The organism is Marinimicrobium sp. UBA4209 (assembly GCF_002381585.1).
Taxonomy (GTDB): Bacteria; Pseudomonadota; Gammaproteobacteria; order Pseudomonadales; family Cellvibrionaceae; genus Marinimicrobium; species Marinimicrobium koreense.
The window spans coordinates 113,031-130,328 of record NZ_DFTP01000103.1; the positions used below are offsets into that span (position 1 = coordinate 113,031).

The following is a 17,298-nucleotide window of genomic DNA, read 5'->3' on the forward strand; positions in this document are numbered from 1 at the left end:
TTCGTGCATCCATGCACATCATGTATTTACGGCGTGTCTTGAATCGTTGTACCCGCTCCAGACCGGACTCAACTGAAAGCCTCCAGACCTGTATATAGCCTCATCGGGACGACCCGGTAGGGCAACGAATCCAGCGGGACGACCCGCACCGACATCGAGAGACCATGCGATGTTCAACAAAGTCCTGATCGCCAATCGCGGCGCCATCGCCGTGCGCATCATCCGCACCCTCAAAGAACTCGGCATCGGCTCCGTCGCCGTCTACGCCGAAGCCGACGCCGACTCACTCCACGTCACCCTGGCAGACGACGCCTACTCGTTAGGCGAAGGCGCCGCCACCGAGACCTACCTCAACCAGGAAAAACTCTTCGCCGTCATCGAGCAGAGTGGCGCCCAGGCCGTACACCCCGGCTACGGCTTCCTGAGCGAAAACCCCGACTTCGTCCGCGCCTGCGAACAGCGCGGTGTCGCCTTCGTCGGGCCCACCCCCGAACAGATGAACGCCTTCGGCCTTAAACACACCGCCCGCGCCCTGGCCGAAGAAAACAAGGTTCCCCTGCTACCGGGCACCGGCCTGCTCAAAGACCTGGAAGAAGCCGTCACCTCGGCGGAGCACATCGGCTACCCGGTCATCCTGAAAAGTACCGCCGGCGGTGGCGGCATCGGAATGCAGACCTGCTACAGCGAAGCCGAGCTGCGCAAAGCCTTCGACAGCGTCAAACGCCTGAGCGCCAACAACTTCTCCAACGATGGTCTGTTTGTCGAAAAATACATTGAAACCGCCCGCCATATCGAAGTGCAGGTATTTGGCGACGGTCAAGGTAACGCCGTCGCCCTGGGCGAACGAGACTGCTCTTCCCAGCGCCGCAACCAGAAAGTGGTCGAAGAGTGCCCCGCGCCGAACATTCCCGACACCGTGCGCAAACAGCTGCACGACACCGCCGTGCGCCTGGCCGAAGCCGTGCACTACCGCAACGCGGGCACCGTGGAGTTCATTTACGACGCCGGTGAAAACACCTTCTACTTTCTGGAAGTGAACACTCGCCTGCAGGTAGAGCACGGCGTGACCGAGCAGGTCTATGACGTGGACCTGGTGGCCTGGATGCTGCGCCAGGCCGCCGGAGAGCTGGGGGATATCAAGCCACTGGGAGCCTCGCTGAAGCCCCGGGGGCATGCGCTGCAGGCGCGCCTCTACGCCGAAGACGCCAACAAAAATTTCCAGCCCAGCGCGGGCTTGCTGAGCGCCGTGGACTTTCCCCCGGCGGATGGCCAGGCGCTGCGGATCGATACCTGGGTGGAAGCCGGCCTGACGGTTTCGCCGTACTTCGACCCCATGCTCGCCAAGGTGATCGTCTGGCAGGACGATCGCGCCCGGGCCATCGATGCGCTGGACCAGGTATTGGCCCAAACCACCCTGGAGGGCATCGAAACCAATGGCGATTACGTGCGCCGTATTATCGCGACGCCCGAGTTCCACGCCGGTGAAGTGCACACCCGGTTTCTGAATGATCTGGCGTATCAGCCGCACACGATGGACGTACTGGCACCGGGCACCATGACCACTGTGCAGGATTTTCCAGGACGGGTCGGCTACTGGGATATCGGGGTGCCGCCCTCGGGTCCTTTCGACAATTATTCACTGCGCCTGGGTAACCGTCTGCTGGGTAACCCCGAAGGCACCGCCGGCCTGGAGATTACCCTCAACGGCCCGACTCTGAAGTTCAATACCGCCACGGATTTTGTTCTCGCAGGTGCGGCCTTGCACGCGACCCTGGACGATCAACCGGTTCTGTTTTGCCAGGTGGTGCGCGCCGAGCCGGGGCAGGTATTGACCATCGGAAAAGTCGTAGCCAGCGGCGCGCGCGCTTATCTGATGGTGGCCGGAGGCATTCAGTGTGCGGATTACCTGGGGTCGAAGTCCACCTTTACCCTCGGGCAGTTTGGCGGATTTGCCGGACGGGCGTTGCGCACCGGTGATGTATTGCATCTGGTGGAACAACCACTGTCGGAGCAGAGCTCCAGGGCACCGGAGGCCCTGCGCCCGGATATTGACGGCAACTGGCAGTTGCGGGTCATCTACGGGCCTCACGGCGCCCCGGATTTCTTTACCGAACAGGATATGCGCACCTTTTTCCAGCATCGCTGGGAAGTGCATTACAACTCCAGTCGCACGGGCATCCGCCTGATCGGTCCCAAACCCGAGTGGGCCCGCTCCGACGGCGGTGAAGCCGGGCTCCACCCGTCCAATATTCACGACAACGCCTACGCCATCGGCACGGTGGATTTTACCGGGGACATGCCGGTGATCCTGGGCCCCGATGGTCCGTCCCTGGGTGGCTTTGTCTGCCCGGTGACCGTGATCGCGGCCGACCTGTGGAAACTCGGTCAGCTGAAAGCGGGAGACAAATTGCAGTTCGTCCCGGTGAGTCTGGCCGATGCCAATCGCCTGGAGCGGGAACAACAGACCCAACTGGCGCAACTGGACTCGACCGAGAGTGAACCGGCGCAGCCTTTGGCCATCGGCGAGCTGATTGCCCGGACTCCGGTGCTCAAAACCCTCTCCGGTGACGAGACCGGCGTGCCGGTGGTCTATCGACCGTCCGGCGACAAATATCTGCTGGTGGAATACGGGCCTCTGCAGCTGGATATCCGTCTGCGCTTCCGGGCGCACGCATTGATGCTCTTTCTGCAGGAGCAGGGCGTTGACGGCATTATGGAAATGACTCCGGGCATCCGCTCTTTGCAGATCCACTATGAAAGCCAGCAGTTGTCGACAGACCGGCTGCTCGACCTGCTGGAAAAAGCCGAACACAAGTTACAGAACATCGACGAGCTGGAAGTGCCCTCGCGCATTGTTCATCTGCCCCTGAGCTGGGATGACCCGGCCTGTCGTCAGGCAGCGGAAAAGTACATGCAGTCGGTGCGCAAGGACGCCCCCTGGTGCCCGGACAACATTGAGTTTATCCGGCGCATCAACGGTCTGGACTCCATCGATGAAGTGAAGAAGATTCTGTTCGAGGCCAGCTATGTGGTCATGGGGCTGGGTGATGTCTATTTGGGCGCGCCCGTGGCCACACCCCTGGACCCACGGCACCGTTTGGTGACCACCAAGTACAACCCCGCGCGCACCTGGACCGCAGAAAACTCGGTGGGCATCGGCGGATCCTACCTGTGCGTTTACGGCATGGAAGGGCCGGGCGGTTATCAGTTCGTCGGCCGCACGCTGCAGATGTGGAACCGCTACCGAAAAACCCGGGAGTTCACCAACCCCTGGCTGCTGCGCTTCTTCGACCAGATTCGCTTCTATGAAGTCAGCCATGAAGAGCTGCAACAGATTCGCAGGGACTTCCCGAAGGGCCAATACCCGCTGCGCATTGAAGAAACCACTTTCAAGCTGAGCGACTACGAGGCATTCATCGAGCAGCACCAGTCGGAGATTGATGCCTTCGTCAAGAAGCGCAATGGTGCGTTCAACGAGGAGCTTCAGCGCTGGATCGATAACGGTCAGATGAATTTCGACACCAGTGGTCAGGAGGCGGCCGAAGAACAGGTGGACGCGTTGCCCGAGGGCGCCACGGCGGTGGAAAGTCATGTGGCCGGGAATATCTGGCAGTTCATGGTCAAACCCGGCGATAAGGTGAAGGCCGGAGATGTGGTGTGCATTCTCGAGTCGATGAAAATGGAGATTGAGGTGGTAGCGCCGGAGGCGGGGGTTGTGGATTCTCTCTCCCGCGCCGAAGGTCAATCAGTCAATGCGGGGGATCGGTTGTTGGTTCTCTCCTAAAAGGCAGAGCTGAATGGTCGGAGGGTGTTTTGGGCAAGCGCTTCGTACCGGAGTGCTCCGCCTGGGTATACCCAGCCTCCGCGGCAGCAGCGTATCGTTTCGGGAGCTAGCACCTATTGGCTGCGACAACTTGGGTAACGGCGGATGCGGTCTTCGACCTTATCCGCCCTACGGATAGCAGTGCAGGTTGCGTAGGGCGGATAAGCGCAGCGCATCCGCCGTTGTCTTACTCCTCCCTACGGTACCTTTGCCCAAGGTCGTTCTCCTGATGAGGTCAGGTGAGGGGAAGCCCTTCCAAGACCGTGGAGCGGGGGACCCGCGATTCGAGCCTACATGGACGCCCCACATGGATGTGGGAAGTGTCCCGAAGCGCCGGGAGCGCGAAGGGGACCGTATTTACGGCGTGTCTTGGAAGGGCTTCCCCTCACCTGACCGGGCGTGATGATACAGAGGCCCAATAACGAACCGAAAACCCTGAAACCACCCATGGTACAATTCGGGTTTTGAACCAACCATTACTCGGGTGCCATGGCCAAGAAAAAACCGGAAGTCAAACTGCGCAGTTGGGGCGTCTATACCCCGCTGGATCCCAACTCCAAGGAGCTGCCGCAGCTGATCAAAATGACGCGGGACATCCCCTGCGAGCTGGATATCGAATTCGGCTACATCGTCAATATCAAAAAAGCCAAAAACCGCAAGCTGCAGTATTGCATCTACCACCCGAATATTCCCGATGAAGACGGCAACCCCCTGCCACCCTTCGACGGTGAGGTGTATATCAAACAGAACGACTGGGATTTCTTTATCGGCGATACCATCTGGAAGCCGGTAGAGAACAAGCAGGGTCCCTGGCGCATTACCCTGGCCATTGACGGCCAACTGATCGCCGACGAGACCCTGACCCTCATGCTGCCTTAACGTTGACCAGGGGCGCTTACAGCGCCTCGCGCAAGCGGCGGATGGTCTGCACCCGATTGATGAACTCCTGCATGATCAGGTTGTAGAGTTCATCGCCGATAAATTCATCCTCCACCCCGGCATCGATACTCGGGTTGTCGTTCACCTCAATCACCACCACCCGCTTGCCGCTCTGCTTCAGATCCACGCCGTAGAGTCCCTTGCCGATCAGTCCCGCCGCCTTGATCGCGGTGTCGATGACTTTGCGCGGCACCTCATAGGTCGGCATGGTCTGATAGCCCCCGGAGGGATCTACGGTGTTGTTGTGATCGTAAATCTGCCAGTGACCGCCGGCCATGTAGTATTTACAGGCGTACAGCGGCTTGCCGTTCAGAACGCCAACGCGCCAGTCATAATCGGTGTACATGAACTCCTGGGCGAGCAGCAGGGCGGACTGTTTCAACAGCTCGGTAACGGCCCGGTCCAATCCTTCCCGGTCTTCCACCTTGACCATGCCCCGGGAGAATGACCCGTCCGGGATTTTGACGATCATGGGGAAGCCCAGCTCGGCGGCGACTTTATCGAGCGCGGCTTTGGAGCGGGTGGAAATCAGCCGGGTGGTGGGGGTATCCACCTTGCGGGCGTTGAACAGATCGGCCAGGTACACCTTGTTGGTACAACGGATGATGGACTGCGGATCGTCAATCACCGCGAGCCCCTCGGCCTCGGCCCGGCAGGCGAACTGAAAGGTGTGGTGGTCAATATTGGTGGTTTCCCGAATAAACAGCATGTCGTATTCGGGTAGCTTGCGGATGTCCTTGCGGCCGATGAAGTCGACATTGATGCCCAGCCGGTTACCCGCTTTCACAAATTTCTTCAGCGCTTTGTCGTCGCTGGGAGGCAGCTTCTCATCCGGGTTGACCAGAATGGCCATTTCGTAACGGCTGACCTTCTGGGCTTTGGGTTTGCGCCACAGTTGCGCACTGAAACGATCCAGGGCGTTGGCAAAGGCTTCCTGCTCCGGCTCGGTCAGGGTATGCACCGGCGCCACCTTGAGGCTGTTGATGCGCCAACCGCCGCGCCAGTTCAGTTCGACCTTGAGAATCGGGCAGGGCTGTTGCTCAAACAGTTCCCGGGCAAGCTTTTTCAGTTCCGGCACGCTGCTTTCTCCGAAGAACACCCAGAACTCGAAGGTACTCGTCTCGCGATTGGCCAGCTTGGTGAGAAACTTGTCGGCCTGGCTGTGGAGCTGCTCGGCAATCACTGAAAAACTGCTGTGATTGCGCAGATCGTTCAGGGTTTTCACCGACGGAATCACCGAGTGCCCCCGGGCTTCCGCCAGCAGCGAGCAGTAGTAACCTTTGCTCAGGTAGCTGAATTTGCGACACAGGTTGATGACCCGGGTGCGATTGGTTTTCGCCGGCGGCAGCTGCAGGTAATCATCAAAGGTGATTACCTGCTCACTGGGGAAGTAGGGTGCCCAGTCCTGGGCGGACTCAACAACAATGAGCAGTCGTGACATTCAATCAGATTTCCACAGGGGTGTCGGGATGGTTGCCCCACTCGGACCAGGAGCCGTGATAGCCCTTGATGTCAAAGCCGAGCGACTTGCCGACCAGATAAGTAAAGCCCGAGCGATGATGGCTCTGGCAGTGGGTGACAATGCGTTTGTCTTTGGTCAGCCCCTGTTCGGCCAGAAAGGCTTCGGCGTCGGGGCGGATACGCAGGCCGTTGCGATGGTCCATCAACTGAGTCCACTCCACATTCACGGCGCCGGGGATATGCCCCCCCTTTTGGGCGAGCACTTTTTCGCCCCGGTATTCAGACGGTCCCCGGGCATCCCAGACGACAAAATTTGGATCTTCCAGCGCCTCGAGGATATCCGGAATTTCCACCACAACGCTCGGGTCGAGACTGACGTGGGCTTCGGTAAAGGGCGGTTGCGGAATCTCCCGGCTCAGGGGCAGCTCATCGCTCTTCCAGGCCTGCAGCCCTCCATTGAGATAGGAGTAATGCTTGTGCCCGATGGCGTCCAGGGTCCAGATAAAGCGTCCGGCCCAACCGCCGCCTTCATCGTCGTAGACGACAAAGTGCGTATCGGGGGTCAGACCCAGGTAGGAAAACAGCCGATTGAGCTGCTCCACGCTGGCGATGCGCCCCGGGGCGGGCGGGATATTGCTCAACAGCATTTGCGGTGGAATGTGCAGGGCCCCTTCGACGTGACCGTGCTGATAGCTCGGTTCGCTGCACAGATCCACAATGCGCAGGTTTTCCGGCGGTTGTTTCAGCAGCTGAGCGAGGTCAGCGGGTTCGATGATCAGTGGCAGGTCGGCCATAGTGAAATTCCTTTGGTTACTGCATCGGGTTACTGCATGGTCTTCAGTTAGCATAACGCCGAATACGCGGGACTCAATAGTAAAATGCGGACTTTGTCGCATTCAGCCGCGTGGTGAGTTCAAACTGTCGAGAATCTGTTCACAACTACTCATTCGTTGAGGGCTGATCTCGCCGGATTCAAGGGCTTTCTCCAGGGCGCAGCCCGGCTCGCCCTGATGGGCGCAGTCGCGGAATTTGCAGTGCCCCAGATGAGGACGAAACTCGATGAAGTTCTCCAGTACCTGATCTCGACTCATGTGCCAGAGCCCGAACTCCCGCACCCCCGGGGAATCAATCAACTGGCCGCCCCCGGGAAAATGGAACAGCTCGGCATTGGTGGTGGTGTGACTGCCGGTCTGACGCTCGGAGAGTTCGCCCACACGCAGGTCGGCGTCCGGCAACAGGTAGTTGGTCAGTGAAGACTTGCCAACCCCGGACTGGCCGACAAATACGCTGGTGAAGTCCTTGAGGTAGTCGGCCAGCGCGTCCATACCCTCGCCGGTCTCGGCGGAGACTCGCACGACCCAATACCCCAGGCTGCGATAGAGGGATTCCATCCGTTTGATCTTGTCGACAATACGGGCATCAATCGCATCGCACTTGTTGATCACCAGCGCCGGGGTGATATCGCTGGCTTCGGCGGCCACCAGGTAGCGATCCACAAGACTGAAGTGGGGCTCGGGGTAGGGTGCAATCACGATCAGCGCCCGGTCTATATTGGCGGCGACGGTTTTCAGGTCACCGTAGGGATCCGGGCGGCACAGCTCGGAGCGTCGCGGCATGACCGCTTCCACCACACCGTAGGGTGAACCGTCGCGCCAGACGACCTGGTCGCCCGTCACCAGAGAGCCCAGGTTGCTGCGAAAGTGGCAGCGTTTGCGCTCGCCGTTGGCCTCCACCAGCACCAGAGTACCGAAGTGAGTCACCACCAACCCTTCCTGTTCCGCCCCCAGGGCGTTTTCATCCAGATCCTCCATGGGGCCCGACTGTTTGCGTTGGGCACGGGCCTGGCGTTCTTCCTGGATCTTCTGGATGCGCCAGTTCTGGCGACGGGTCAGTTTGCGTTTACTCATGCAGGGCGTGTGTTCTCCGCGCGGTAATGAGGCGGCCGGTTGTTCCCGGCGGGCCTGCGGGTTAATCTTGGTGGCGATTACGGGCATTGTGCCCTATCTGTCTGGATAAAGTCTCGCGTCAAACACGCTCTAGGAACCGATTGTATGTCAAATGCTGCCACACCCAATGAAAACAACCTGATCTGGATCGATCTGGAGATGACCGGGCTGGACCCGGATTCGGATGTGATCATCGAAATTGCGACCATTGTGACCGATGCCCATCTGAATGTACTGGCCGAGGGGCCGGTGTACGCCATTCACCAGCCGGATTCGGCACTGGCGGCCATGGACGACTGGAACACCAGGCAGCACGGCCAGTCCGGCCTGACCCAGCGGGTGAAAGACAGCAACATTTCTCTGGAAGAGGCCCAGGCCCAGACCATCGCCTTTCTGGAGCAATGGGTACCGGCGGGCAAGTCGCCCATGTGCGGTAATTCCATCTGCCAGGACCGGCGCTTTCTGGTGCGCGGTATGCCCAGGCTGGAGCGTTATTTTCACTACCGGAATCTGGATGTGTCGACGGTGAAGGAGCTGGCCCGGCGCTGGCGGCCGGAGGTGGCCGAGGGGGTCAAGAAGAGTGGGGCACATCTGGCCCTGGACGATATCAAGGACTCGATTGAGGAATTAAAGCATTACCGGGAGACGTTTTTTCGGATGGAGTGAGGGTTGAGTTGAGTGGTGGAATGAAGTGCGGTAACGGCGGGTGCGCGCTTCGCGCTTACCCGCCCTACGCATAGCTTAGAGGGTCGTGTAGGGCGGATAAGGCCAAAGGCCGCATCCGCCGTAACCCAAACGGGACTTAAACGTTATAGGTGGAAGACGCCGTATCCCCACCACGTCCGGTCCAGTTGGTGTGGAAGTGCTCACCCCGGGGCTTGTCGACCCGCTCGTAGGTGTGGGCACCGAAGTAGTCCCGCTGGGCCTGAAGCAGGTTTGCTGGCAGACGCTCACAGCGGTAGCCGTCGAAGTAGTTCAGGGCGGCGGTAATGGCCGGGGCCGGAATACCGCTGGTGATCGCGGTAGCGGCCACGCGGCGCCAGCCGTCCTGAGCGGCATCAATTTTACCGTTGAAGTAGTCATCCATCAGCAGGTTCTTCAGATCGCCATTCTTGTCGAAGGCGTGCTTGATGTTGTCCAGGAATCCGGAGCGGATGATGCAGCCACCGCGCCACATCAGGGCGATGCCACCGTAGTTCAGATGCCAGCCGAATTCCTTCGCCGCTTCGCGCATCAGGGCGTAACCCTGGGCGTAGGAAATCATCTTGGCCGCCAGCAGTGCCTGACGCAGGTCGTCCACAAAGGCTTTCTTGTCGCCCTCGAACTTCACTTTCGGACCATTCAGTACTTTGGACGCTTCCACGCGCTCGTCTTTCTGGGCGGACAGGCAACGGGCAAAGACCGCTTCACCGATCAGGGTCAGGGGAATACCCATGTCCAGGGCGATGATGCCGGTCCACTTGCCGGTGCCTTTCTGGCCGGCTTTGTCCAGAATCTTTTCAACCAGCGGCTCGCCGTCTTCTTTATAGGCGAGGATGTCGCGGGTAATTTCTACCAGGTAGCTGTTCAGCTCACCTTCGTTCCACTCGGCGAACACTTCGTGCATTTCATCGTGGGTCATGCCCACCAGGTCTTTCATTAACTGATAGGCTTCGCAGATCAGCTGCATGTCACCGTATTCGATGCCGTTGTGGACCATTTTCACAAAGTGGCCGGCGCCGGCTTCGCCAACCCAGTCGCAGCAGGGGCTGCCATCGTCCACTTTGGCGGCGATGTCCTGGAAGATGGGCTTGACGTGCTCCCAGGCCGCCGGAGAACCACCGGGCATGATGGACGGGCCGGTCAGGGCACCCTCTTCGCCACCGGAAACGCCGGTGCCGATAAACAGCAGGCCTTTGCTTTCCAGGTATTCGGTGCGACGGTTGGTGTCGGGGTAGTGCGTGTTGCCGCCGTCGATGATGATGTCGCCCTTGTCCAGGTGCGGGATCAACTGCTCGATAAAGTCGTCTACCGCCTGTCCGGCCTTGACCATCAACATGATTTTGCGCGGCTTGGCCAGGGACTGCACCAGCTCTTCAACCGAGGAGGCGCCGCGAATGGTTTTGCCTTTGGCGCGCCCATTGACGAACTTTTCCACCTTATCGGTGGAGCGGTTGTACGCGGTCACGGTATAGCCTTTGCTGGCCATGTTCAGAATCAGGTTCTCGCCCATCACGGCGAGGCCAACCAGGCCGATATCGGATTTCTCTTTCATAGAGTCTGCTACCTGTCTCTCGGGTTGATGTGGGTGATGGTCATTATTGGCGCCCGGACGTCGGTACGCGCTTTATCGTCAATGTTTTCAAAAAAGGGTGCGTATTATTCACGTTTATCACTCAAATTAACAGGGTGATCGGGCCAATAGCGCTAATAGTTATAATCTAAATCCCTGTTATAACGCTGTTTTTACCTATGATTCGCGCTTTCGGCGAATTTTCCGCTTGCGGCGGCGGTTGGGTCGAGCCTGCTGCTGAAGGGCCCAGTCAATATGCTCCTGGACCATCGGGCTGGCCAGGGGCCGCTTGGCTTCTAGCGCCGCGATGATGCCCGGATCGGAGGGCGCATTGCCCAGGCCTACCGCCAGGTTGCGCAGCCAGCCCTCGTAGCCTGTTCGGCGGATGGCCGAGCCCTCTGTGCGGGTCAGAAACTCCGCTTCGGTCCACTGAAACAGCGTCAACAGGTCCTGCCGGTCCAGATCGTGCCGGGGGGAGAAATCCCGTTCCCGGGTGTGCTGGGCATAGCGGTTCCAGGGGCACACCGCCTGACAGTCATCACAGCCGAACACCCGGTTGCCCATGGGCTCGCGAAATTCCTCGGGAATCGGTCCCTTCTGTTCAATGGTGAGGTACGAAATGCAGCGGCGGGCGTCCAGGGTGTAGGGCTCGGGGAAGGCGTCGGTGGGGCACACCTGCAGGCAGGCGCTGCAGGTGCCGCACTGGTTGGGTTGCTCGGATCGATCCACCGGCAGTGGCAGGTAGGTGAATAGTTCTCCGAGGAAAAACCAGCTGCCCGCCTCGCTGTTCAGGATCAGGGTGTGCTTTCCCGTCCAACCCAGCCCGGCTTTGTCCGCCAAGGGTTTCTCCATCACCGGGGCGCTGTCCACAAAGGGCCGCTGCTGGCCTTCTATCAGTTCCGGGGGAAGGGCGGCCTCGATTTTCTTGGCCAGGGTCGCCAGGCGTTTGCGAATCAGTTTGTGGTAATCCCGACCCAGCGCGTAGCGGGAAATGTAGGCTTTGGTGGGGTCTTTCAGGATCTTGATCTGATCGGTATCGGCCGGGAGGTAATCCATCCGCACCGAAATGACCCGGATGGTGCCGGGGTGCAGCTCCGGTGGCCGGGAGCGTTTGTCGCCGTGGGCGGTAAACCAGTTCATGGTGCCGTGGTGGCCGCGCTCGAGCCACTGCTTCAGTCGCGCCTCACTCTCCTGCAGGTGGGTATCGGTAATGCCCACCTGCTGAAAGCCCAGCTCCCGCCCCCACAGTTTGATGTCGTCGGCGAGTTGTTGAAAGTCCACGGAGTGCGGCATAGATCGTTACGGGATTCCGGTGAGTTCGCGTATAATTCTGCCAGATATCGCGACCAAATTGAGGATTCTATGAAATTGACGTCGGTCGACGCGCCAGAATTTCCCCGCACTCTGTACACCGCTGAACAAACCCGGCACCTGGATAAGCGGGCCATTGCCAGTGGTATTCCGGGTGCTCAGTTGATGAAACGGGCCGGGCGAGCCGCCTTTGAGCAACTGCTGCAACGCTTTCCTGGTCCCGCCGCCATCACGGTTTACTGCGGCGGCGGAAACAATGCCGGGGACGGCTATGTCATCGCCGGCCTGGCCGCCCAGCATCGCATTCCGGTTCGGGTGATCGCCGTGGGTGATCCGCAAAAACTCACCGGAGAAGCGGCCGAGGCACGGGATTATGCGTTGCAGGAAGGCGTAGACGTCAATGCCCTACCAGAACGCGGGCCCGAGGAGGGCGTTATTGTCGATGCGCTGCTGGGCACGGGTATCAGCGGTGAGGTGCGACCGACCTATGCCGAGGCGATTGCGCAGATCAATCAATCCGCTTTGCCGGTACTGGCGGTGGATGTTCCCTCGGGGCTCAACGCGGATACCGGAACGGAAATGGGAACGGCGGTGCGCGCGGCCCTGACGGTGACCTTCATCGGCGCCAAACGAGGCCTGCTGACGGGGCGTGGGCTCGCTCTGTGCGGGGAGTTGGTGTTTGCCGGCCTGGGGGTACCCGAGGCCGTATACGCGGAGGTGCCCGGTGAGTGCCACCGGTTTGAGCTGGCCGAGGCGCTGGCTGCCCTGCCGGCCCGCGCTGTGGATGCCCACAAGGGCGATTTCGGCCACGTCATGATTATTGGCGGTGACACCGGCTATGGCGGCGCGGCCATTATGGCCGCCGAGGCGGCGGCTCGAACCGGTGCCGGTCTGGTCAGTCTGGCGACTCGTCCCGAACATGTGGCACCGGCGCTGACCCGTTGTCCGGAAATCATGGTCTGCGGGGTGACTTCGGGGCAGGAACTGGAACCCTGGTTGGCGCGACCCACCGTGCTGGTGGTCGGCCCAGGCCTGGGGCAGTCGCCCTGGTCAGAACAGATGTTGCAGCAGGCTCTCCAATCCGGTCTGCCGCTCGTCCTTGATGCCGATGCCCTCAATCTGCTGGCGGCGCAGCGGCCCGCCGTGGCCGAGGCTCGGGATAACTGGGTTTTGACGCCGCACCCCGGCGAGGCGGCGCGCTTGTTGCAGAGCGTCACCAGCGAGGTGCAACGCGATCGCTTTGCGGCCGTCGCCGCCTTACAAAAGCGTTTCGGCGGCGCCGTCATCCTCAAGGGGTCAGGATCGCTGGTGGCGACACCCGAGGGCCCGCTCGAAGTGATCAGTGCCGGTAACCCCGGCATGGCCTCCGGCGGTATGGGGGATGTACTGAGCGGCATCCTGGGCGGCCTTCTGGCGCAGGGGTTGAGTGTGGATCGGGCGGCAGCATTGGGTGCGGGACTGCACGCGGAAGCGGCGGATCTGGCGGTAGGTGACTGGGGCGAGCGCAGCCTGCTGGCCACGGATCTGATCCCTGCACTATGCCAATTGTTGCAGGCGGAGCCGGGCCATGTCTGAGCCGATCCATCGTTCGGTTTACCTGGCCGATGAGAGCGCCACGCTGGATCTGGGTGCCTCCCTGGCAGAGGCGCTGCGTGAGTGGCCGAACGGGCTGGTGGTGTTTCTCGAGGGCAATCTAGGCGCGGGCAAAACCACGCTGTGCCGCGGGCTCCTGCGCGGACTGGGGCATTCAGGTGCGGTTAAGAGTCCCACCTATACCCTGGTGGAGCCCTATGAGTTGGGCGGGCGGACGCTGAATCACTTTGACCTCTATCGCCTCGGGGATCCCGAAGAGCTGGAATATATGGGGATCCGGGATTATTTTAAGGCCGGGGACGTGTGCGTCATCGAGTGGCCAGAGCGGGGCGCCGGGGTTTTGCCGGAACCGGATCTGCGGGTTACAGTGACGGTCGATGGAAGCGGCCGGCGCGCGCGCTTGCAGGGTGGAACATCGCTCGGTGAGCAGTGGCTGAAGCACTGGGCCGACTTTTCGGGTCTCGAAATGCCCGGAGCGGGAACCTAGCGCCAGCGGGGTGATCAATGACCCCATTAATCGATAGTGTGAGGGACGGACCGTCCGTTATGGAATCTACAATCGTGTCGGGAAAAGCGCTTTGAAAACAGCCTGGAGACAACAAGCGACTCGGTGGGCCCTGGTGGTGCTCCTGATGGGTAGTGGGTCATTTCCGCTCAGCGCTGCGGATGTGGATAGTGTCCGTCTGTGGCGCGCACCGGACCACACGCGGTTGGTGTTCGATCTCAGCGGCCCGGTGGACCACAAGCTGTTCTCCCTGAGTTCGCCCAGCCGGGTGGTCGTCGACGTTGCCGATACCCGGCTCAAGGCCAGCCTGGATGATCTCGCGCTGGACGATACCCCGATCCGGCGGGTACGCAGTGCGCATCGCAGCGATGGCACTCTGCGGGTGGTGTTCGACCTGAAAGAATCCGTGCGCCCCAAGAGTTTCCTGCTCAAGCGCCACGCCGGCACCAATGACCGGCTGGTAATCGATCTGCACGATCAGGGAAAAAGTCGGGCGGAAGCGCTCGCGGATAAAACCCCTGCCACAACCAGCGGCGATCGGAACGTGGTGATTGCCGTGGATGCCGGCCACGGGGGCGAGGATCCGGGGGCAATTGGCCCCGGCAAACTGTACGAGAAAAACGTGGTGTTTGATATCGCCAAGCGGCTGGTCCGGGAGCTCAATGGGATTCCCGGCTATGAGGCCAAACTGGTGCGCACCGGCGACTATTATGTGCCCTTGCGGGAGCGACGCAATATCGCCCGTAAGATGCAGGCGGACCTGTTTGTATCGATTCACGCCGATGCCTTTACCCACCCGTCGGCCAATGGCAGCTCGGTGTTCGCCCTGTCGCGCAGCGGCGCCACCAGTGAGACCGCCCGGTTTCTGGCCGAACGCGAAAACGAGGCCGACCTGATTGGCGGGGTGGGCAGTGTCAGCCTGGAAGACAAAGACGAAGTGCTGGCCGGTGTACTGGTGGACCTGTCCATGACCGCGACGCTCAACTCGAGTCTGACGGTAGGTAAGGAGGTGCTTGAGTCTATGGGCGGCATCTCCCGGTTGCACAAACCCCGGGTCGAGCAGGCCGGCTTCGCCGTGCTCAAATCGCCCGATGTGCCGTCCATTCTGGTGGAGACCGGTTTTATCTCCAATCCCGGTGAGGCGCGCAAACTGGCCACGGCCCAGTATCGCCAGCAGATGGCGGACCGTATCGGGCAGGGGGTACGCCGTTACTTCGAACGCCAGCCACCGGCCGGCACCTATCTGGCCAGCCGCCGTCAGGGCGGTGGAGATGCGCGGGAGTACACCATCAGTCGCGGAGACACCCTGAGCGCCATTGCCCGCCAGCACAACGTCAGTGTGGATGCCATCCGGCGGGAAAACGGCCTCAACGGTCACGTGATCCAGGTCGGACAGGTACTGAAAATTCCATCGAGCTGAGGCTCGCGGCTGGCCTACGCCAGCCTTTAACCCTATTGAGAATGCATGTCTAGAATTCAATTGCTCAACCCGCGCCTCGCCAACCAGATCGCCGCCGGCGAGGTGGTGGAGCGCCCGTCATCGGTGATCAAGGAGCTGCTGGAAAATAGTCTGGACGCGGGCGCGACCCGCGTTGAAGTGGACGTTGAGGACGGTGGCGTCAAGTTGATGCGAGTGCGCGACAACGGCGGTGGTATCGACAAATCCGATCTGCCCCTGGCCCTGAGTCGCCACGCCACCAGCAAGATTCGCGAGCTGGATGACCTTGAGGCGGTGGCCACCCTGGGGTTCCGCGGTGAGGCCCTGGCCAGTATCAGTTCCGTGGCGCGCCTGACCCTGACCAGTAATACCAGCGACGAGAGCGCCGGTTGGCAGGTCACCGCCGAAGGGCGGGATATGCAGGCCGAGCTGGCGCCGGCTGCCCACCCCAAAGGCACCACGGTGGAAGTGCGGGATCTGTTTTTCAATACCCCGGCCCGGCGCAAATTCCTGCGCACGGAAAAGACCGAATACAACCATCTGGACGATGTCATCAAGCGCCAGGCCCTGTCCCGGTTCGATGTCGCCTTCACCTTGCGCAACAATAACCGTGCGGTTTACAGCTGGCGTGAAGCCGGCACCCAGATTGAGCGCGAGCGCCGGGTGGCTCAGGTGTGCGGCCCGGCGTTTATGGAGCAGGCGCTGCACATTGATATCGAGCGCTCCGGACTGCGCCTGTGGGGGTGGGTGGCGCAGCCGAGCTTCAATCGCAGCCAGGCGGACCTGCAGCATTTTTACGTCAACGGTCGGGCCATTCGTGACAAGCTGGTCGGGCATGCAGTCCGTCAGGCTTACCAGGACGTGCTCTATCACGGACGCCACCCGGCGTTTGTGCTGTACCTGGAAGTGGACCCGTCCACCGTGGATGTCAACGTCCACCCGACCAAGCACGAAGTGCGCTTCCGGGACAACCGCCGGGTGCACGACTTCATTTTCAGCAGCCTGCATCATGCCCTGGCTCAGGTCCGCCCGGGGGATCGTCTGGAGTCGGAGACCGATGCGCCCGAGCCAGCCCTGAGCGGAGCCGCCGCAGGCGAGTTTCGCCAGGCGCCCATGGGCCTGGCCGCCGCCAGTCACCCGGCCGGCGGGTATCAGCCCCCCGGTGCGCCCGCCCCGGGCGCGGTCGCGGAGCAGATGCGCCAGTACGGCAGCCTGCATCAGCCGTTTAATGGCGGTGCCGGCTACCAGGGCCAGTACGGTGGGGCAGCGGCTCCGTCGGCGCCTACACCGATGCCGGAGTCTGAGGATGGCGAGGTGCCGCCGCTGGGTTATGCCATTGCCCAGCTCAAGGGCATTTATATTCTGGCGGAGAACGCCCAGGGGCTGATCATCGTCGATATGCACGCGGCCCATGAACGCATCACGTACGAGCGGATGAAGTCCGCGTTTGGCCAAGGTGGCCTGCAGACCCAGCCGCTGCTGGTGCCGGAGAGCATTGCGGTGAGCCAGAAGGAGGCGGACTGTGCCGAGGAGCACGCCGATACCTTCACTCAGTTGGGCTTTGAGTTACAGCGCGCCGGCCCGGAGACGCTTCTGGTTCGCCAGGTGCCGGCACTGCTCAACCGCGCCCCGGTGGCGCAGTTGGTGCGGGATGTGCTCTCGGATCTGATCGAGTACGGCAGCAGTGAGCGGATTCAGCAGCGGATCAACGAGCTGCTCTCGACCATGGCCTGTCACGGTTCGGTGCGCGCCAACCGCCGCCTGACCGTTCCGGAGATGAATGCCCTGTTGCGGGATATGGAGGCCACCGAGCGCAGCGGCCAGTGCAACCACGGCCGCCCCACTTGGGCGCTGCAGTCCCTGGACGAACTCGACAAGCTCTTTATGCGTGGGCAGTAGAGCGCTTGGGTGGATTTAGTATTGTCCGGTCAGGGGTGGGGTATGGCATTCCGGGACACGCCGTGAACCCATCCCTGGGGGCTCGCATCGCGGGTCCCCCGCTCCACGGTC

12 protein-coding genes are annotated in these 17,298 nt (G+C 61.1%); 7 read left to right on the forward strand and 5 right to left on the reverse strand.

Going from position 1 to position 17,298, the window contains the following annotated elements; all coding sequences use genetic code 11:
- Positions 1-169: 169 nt before the first annotated feature.
- Together uca and B3187_RS15280 are read left to right on the forward strand one after the other, a co-directional pair.
- Positions 170-3,784 (forward strand): urea carboxylase, encoded by a 3,615-nt coding sequence (gene uca / locus B3187_RS15275; protein ID WP_286807328.1) that lies wholly within the window; start codon positions 170-172, stop codon positions 3,782-3,784.
- A gap of 528 nt (positions 3,785-4,312) precedes the next feature.
- Complete coding sequence (locus tag B3187_RS15280) at positions 4,313-4,702, forward strand: DUF3859 domain-containing protein (protein ID WP_286807329.1); 390 nt, start codon at positions 4,313-4,315, stop codon at positions 4,700-4,702.
- A 16-nt stretch (positions 4,703-4,718) separates the two neighbouring features.
- On the opposite strand, the gene B3187_RS15285 is transcribed toward B3187_RS15280, so the two are convergent.
- From B3187_RS15285 to rsgA, 3 genes are all read right to left on the reverse strand, one after another.
- Positions 4,719-6,203 carry a RimK family protein gene (locus B3187_RS15285; protein WP_286807330.1) on the reverse strand — a complete coding sequence of 495 codons (1,485 nt, stop codon included), beginning with the start codon at positions 6,201-6,203 and terminating at the stop codon, positions 4,719-4,721.
- A 4-nt stretch (positions 6,204-6,207) separates the two neighbouring features.
- Positions 6,208-7,017: a sulfurtransferase gene (locus B3187_RS15290; RefSeq protein WP_286807331.1), complete on the reverse strand. Its 810-nt coding sequence runs from the start codon at positions 7,015-7,017 to the stop codon at positions 6,208-6,210.
- Between the two features lie 102 nt (positions 7,018-7,119).
- On the reverse strand, positions 7,120-8,130 hold the full coding sequence (gene rsgA, locus B3187_RS15295; protein WP_286807332.1) for a small ribosomal subunit biogenesis GTPase RsgA: 1,011 nt from the start codon (positions 8,128-8,130) through the stop codon (positions 7,120-7,122).
- A 144-nt stretch (positions 8,131-8,274) separates the two neighbouring features.
- Between rsgA and orn the strand changes: the two genes are divergently transcribed.
- Positions 8,275-8,835 (forward strand): oligoribonuclease, encoded by a 561-nt coding sequence (orn, locus tag B3187_RS15300; RefSeq protein WP_123638192.1) that lies wholly within the window; start codon positions 8,275-8,277, stop codon positions 8,833-8,835.
- 136 nt (positions 8,836-8,971) lie between these two features.
- Here orn and gnd read toward each other — a convergent pair whose 3' ends face one another.
- Both gnd and queG read right to left on the reverse strand, forming a co-directional pair.
- Positions 8,972-10,423 (reverse strand): decarboxylating NADP(+)-dependent phosphogluconate dehydrogenase, encoded by a 1,452-nt coding sequence (gene gnd, locus B3187_RS15305; RefSeq protein ID WP_123638191.1) that lies wholly within the window; start codon positions 10,421-10,423, stop codon positions 8,972-8,974.
- Between the two features lie 195 nt (positions 10,424-10,618).
- Complete coding sequence (queG, locus tag B3187_RS15310) at positions 10,619-11,734, reverse strand: tRNA epoxyqueuosine(34) reductase QueG (protein WP_286807333.1); 1,116 nt, start codon at positions 11,732-11,734, stop codon at positions 10,619-10,621.
- Between the two features lie 69 nt (positions 11,735-11,803).
- Here queG and B3187_RS15315 point away from each other — a divergent pair, with 69 nt between their 5' ends.
- The 4 genes from B3187_RS15315 (at position 11,804) to mutL (ending at position 17,187) form a co-directional block, all read left to right on the forward strand.
- Positions 11,804-13,327 carry an NAD(P)H-hydrate dehydratase gene (locus tag B3187_RS15315; protein ID WP_286807334.1) on the forward strand — a complete coding sequence of 508 codons (1,524 nt, stop codon included), beginning with the start codon at positions 11,804-11,806 and terminating at the stop codon, positions 13,325-13,327.
- Positions 13,320-13,832 (forward strand): tRNA (adenosine(37)-N6)-threonylcarbamoyltransferase complex ATPase subunit type 1 TsaE, encoded by a 513-nt coding sequence (gene tsaE / locus B3187_RS15320; RefSeq protein WP_123638188.1) that lies wholly within the window; start codon positions 13,320-13,322, stop codon positions 13,830-13,832. Before B3187_RS15315 ends, tsaE begins: the two co-directional genes overlap by 8 nt.
- A gap of 145 nt (positions 13,833-13,977) precedes the next feature.
- Positions 13,978-15,270, forward strand: a complete 1,293-nt coding sequence (locus B3187_RS15325) for an N-acetylmuramoyl-L-alanine amidase (protein ID WP_123638187.1) — start codon at positions 13,978-13,980, stop codon at positions 15,268-15,270.
- A 45-nt stretch (positions 15,271-15,315) separates the two neighbouring features.
- Positions 15,316-17,187, forward strand: coding sequence for a DNA mismatch repair endonuclease MutL (gene mutL / locus B3187_RS15330; RefSeq protein WP_286807335.1), 1,872 nt, complete (start codon positions 15,316-15,318; stop codon positions 17,185-17,187).
- Positions 17,188-17,298 lie beyond the last annotated feature (111 nt).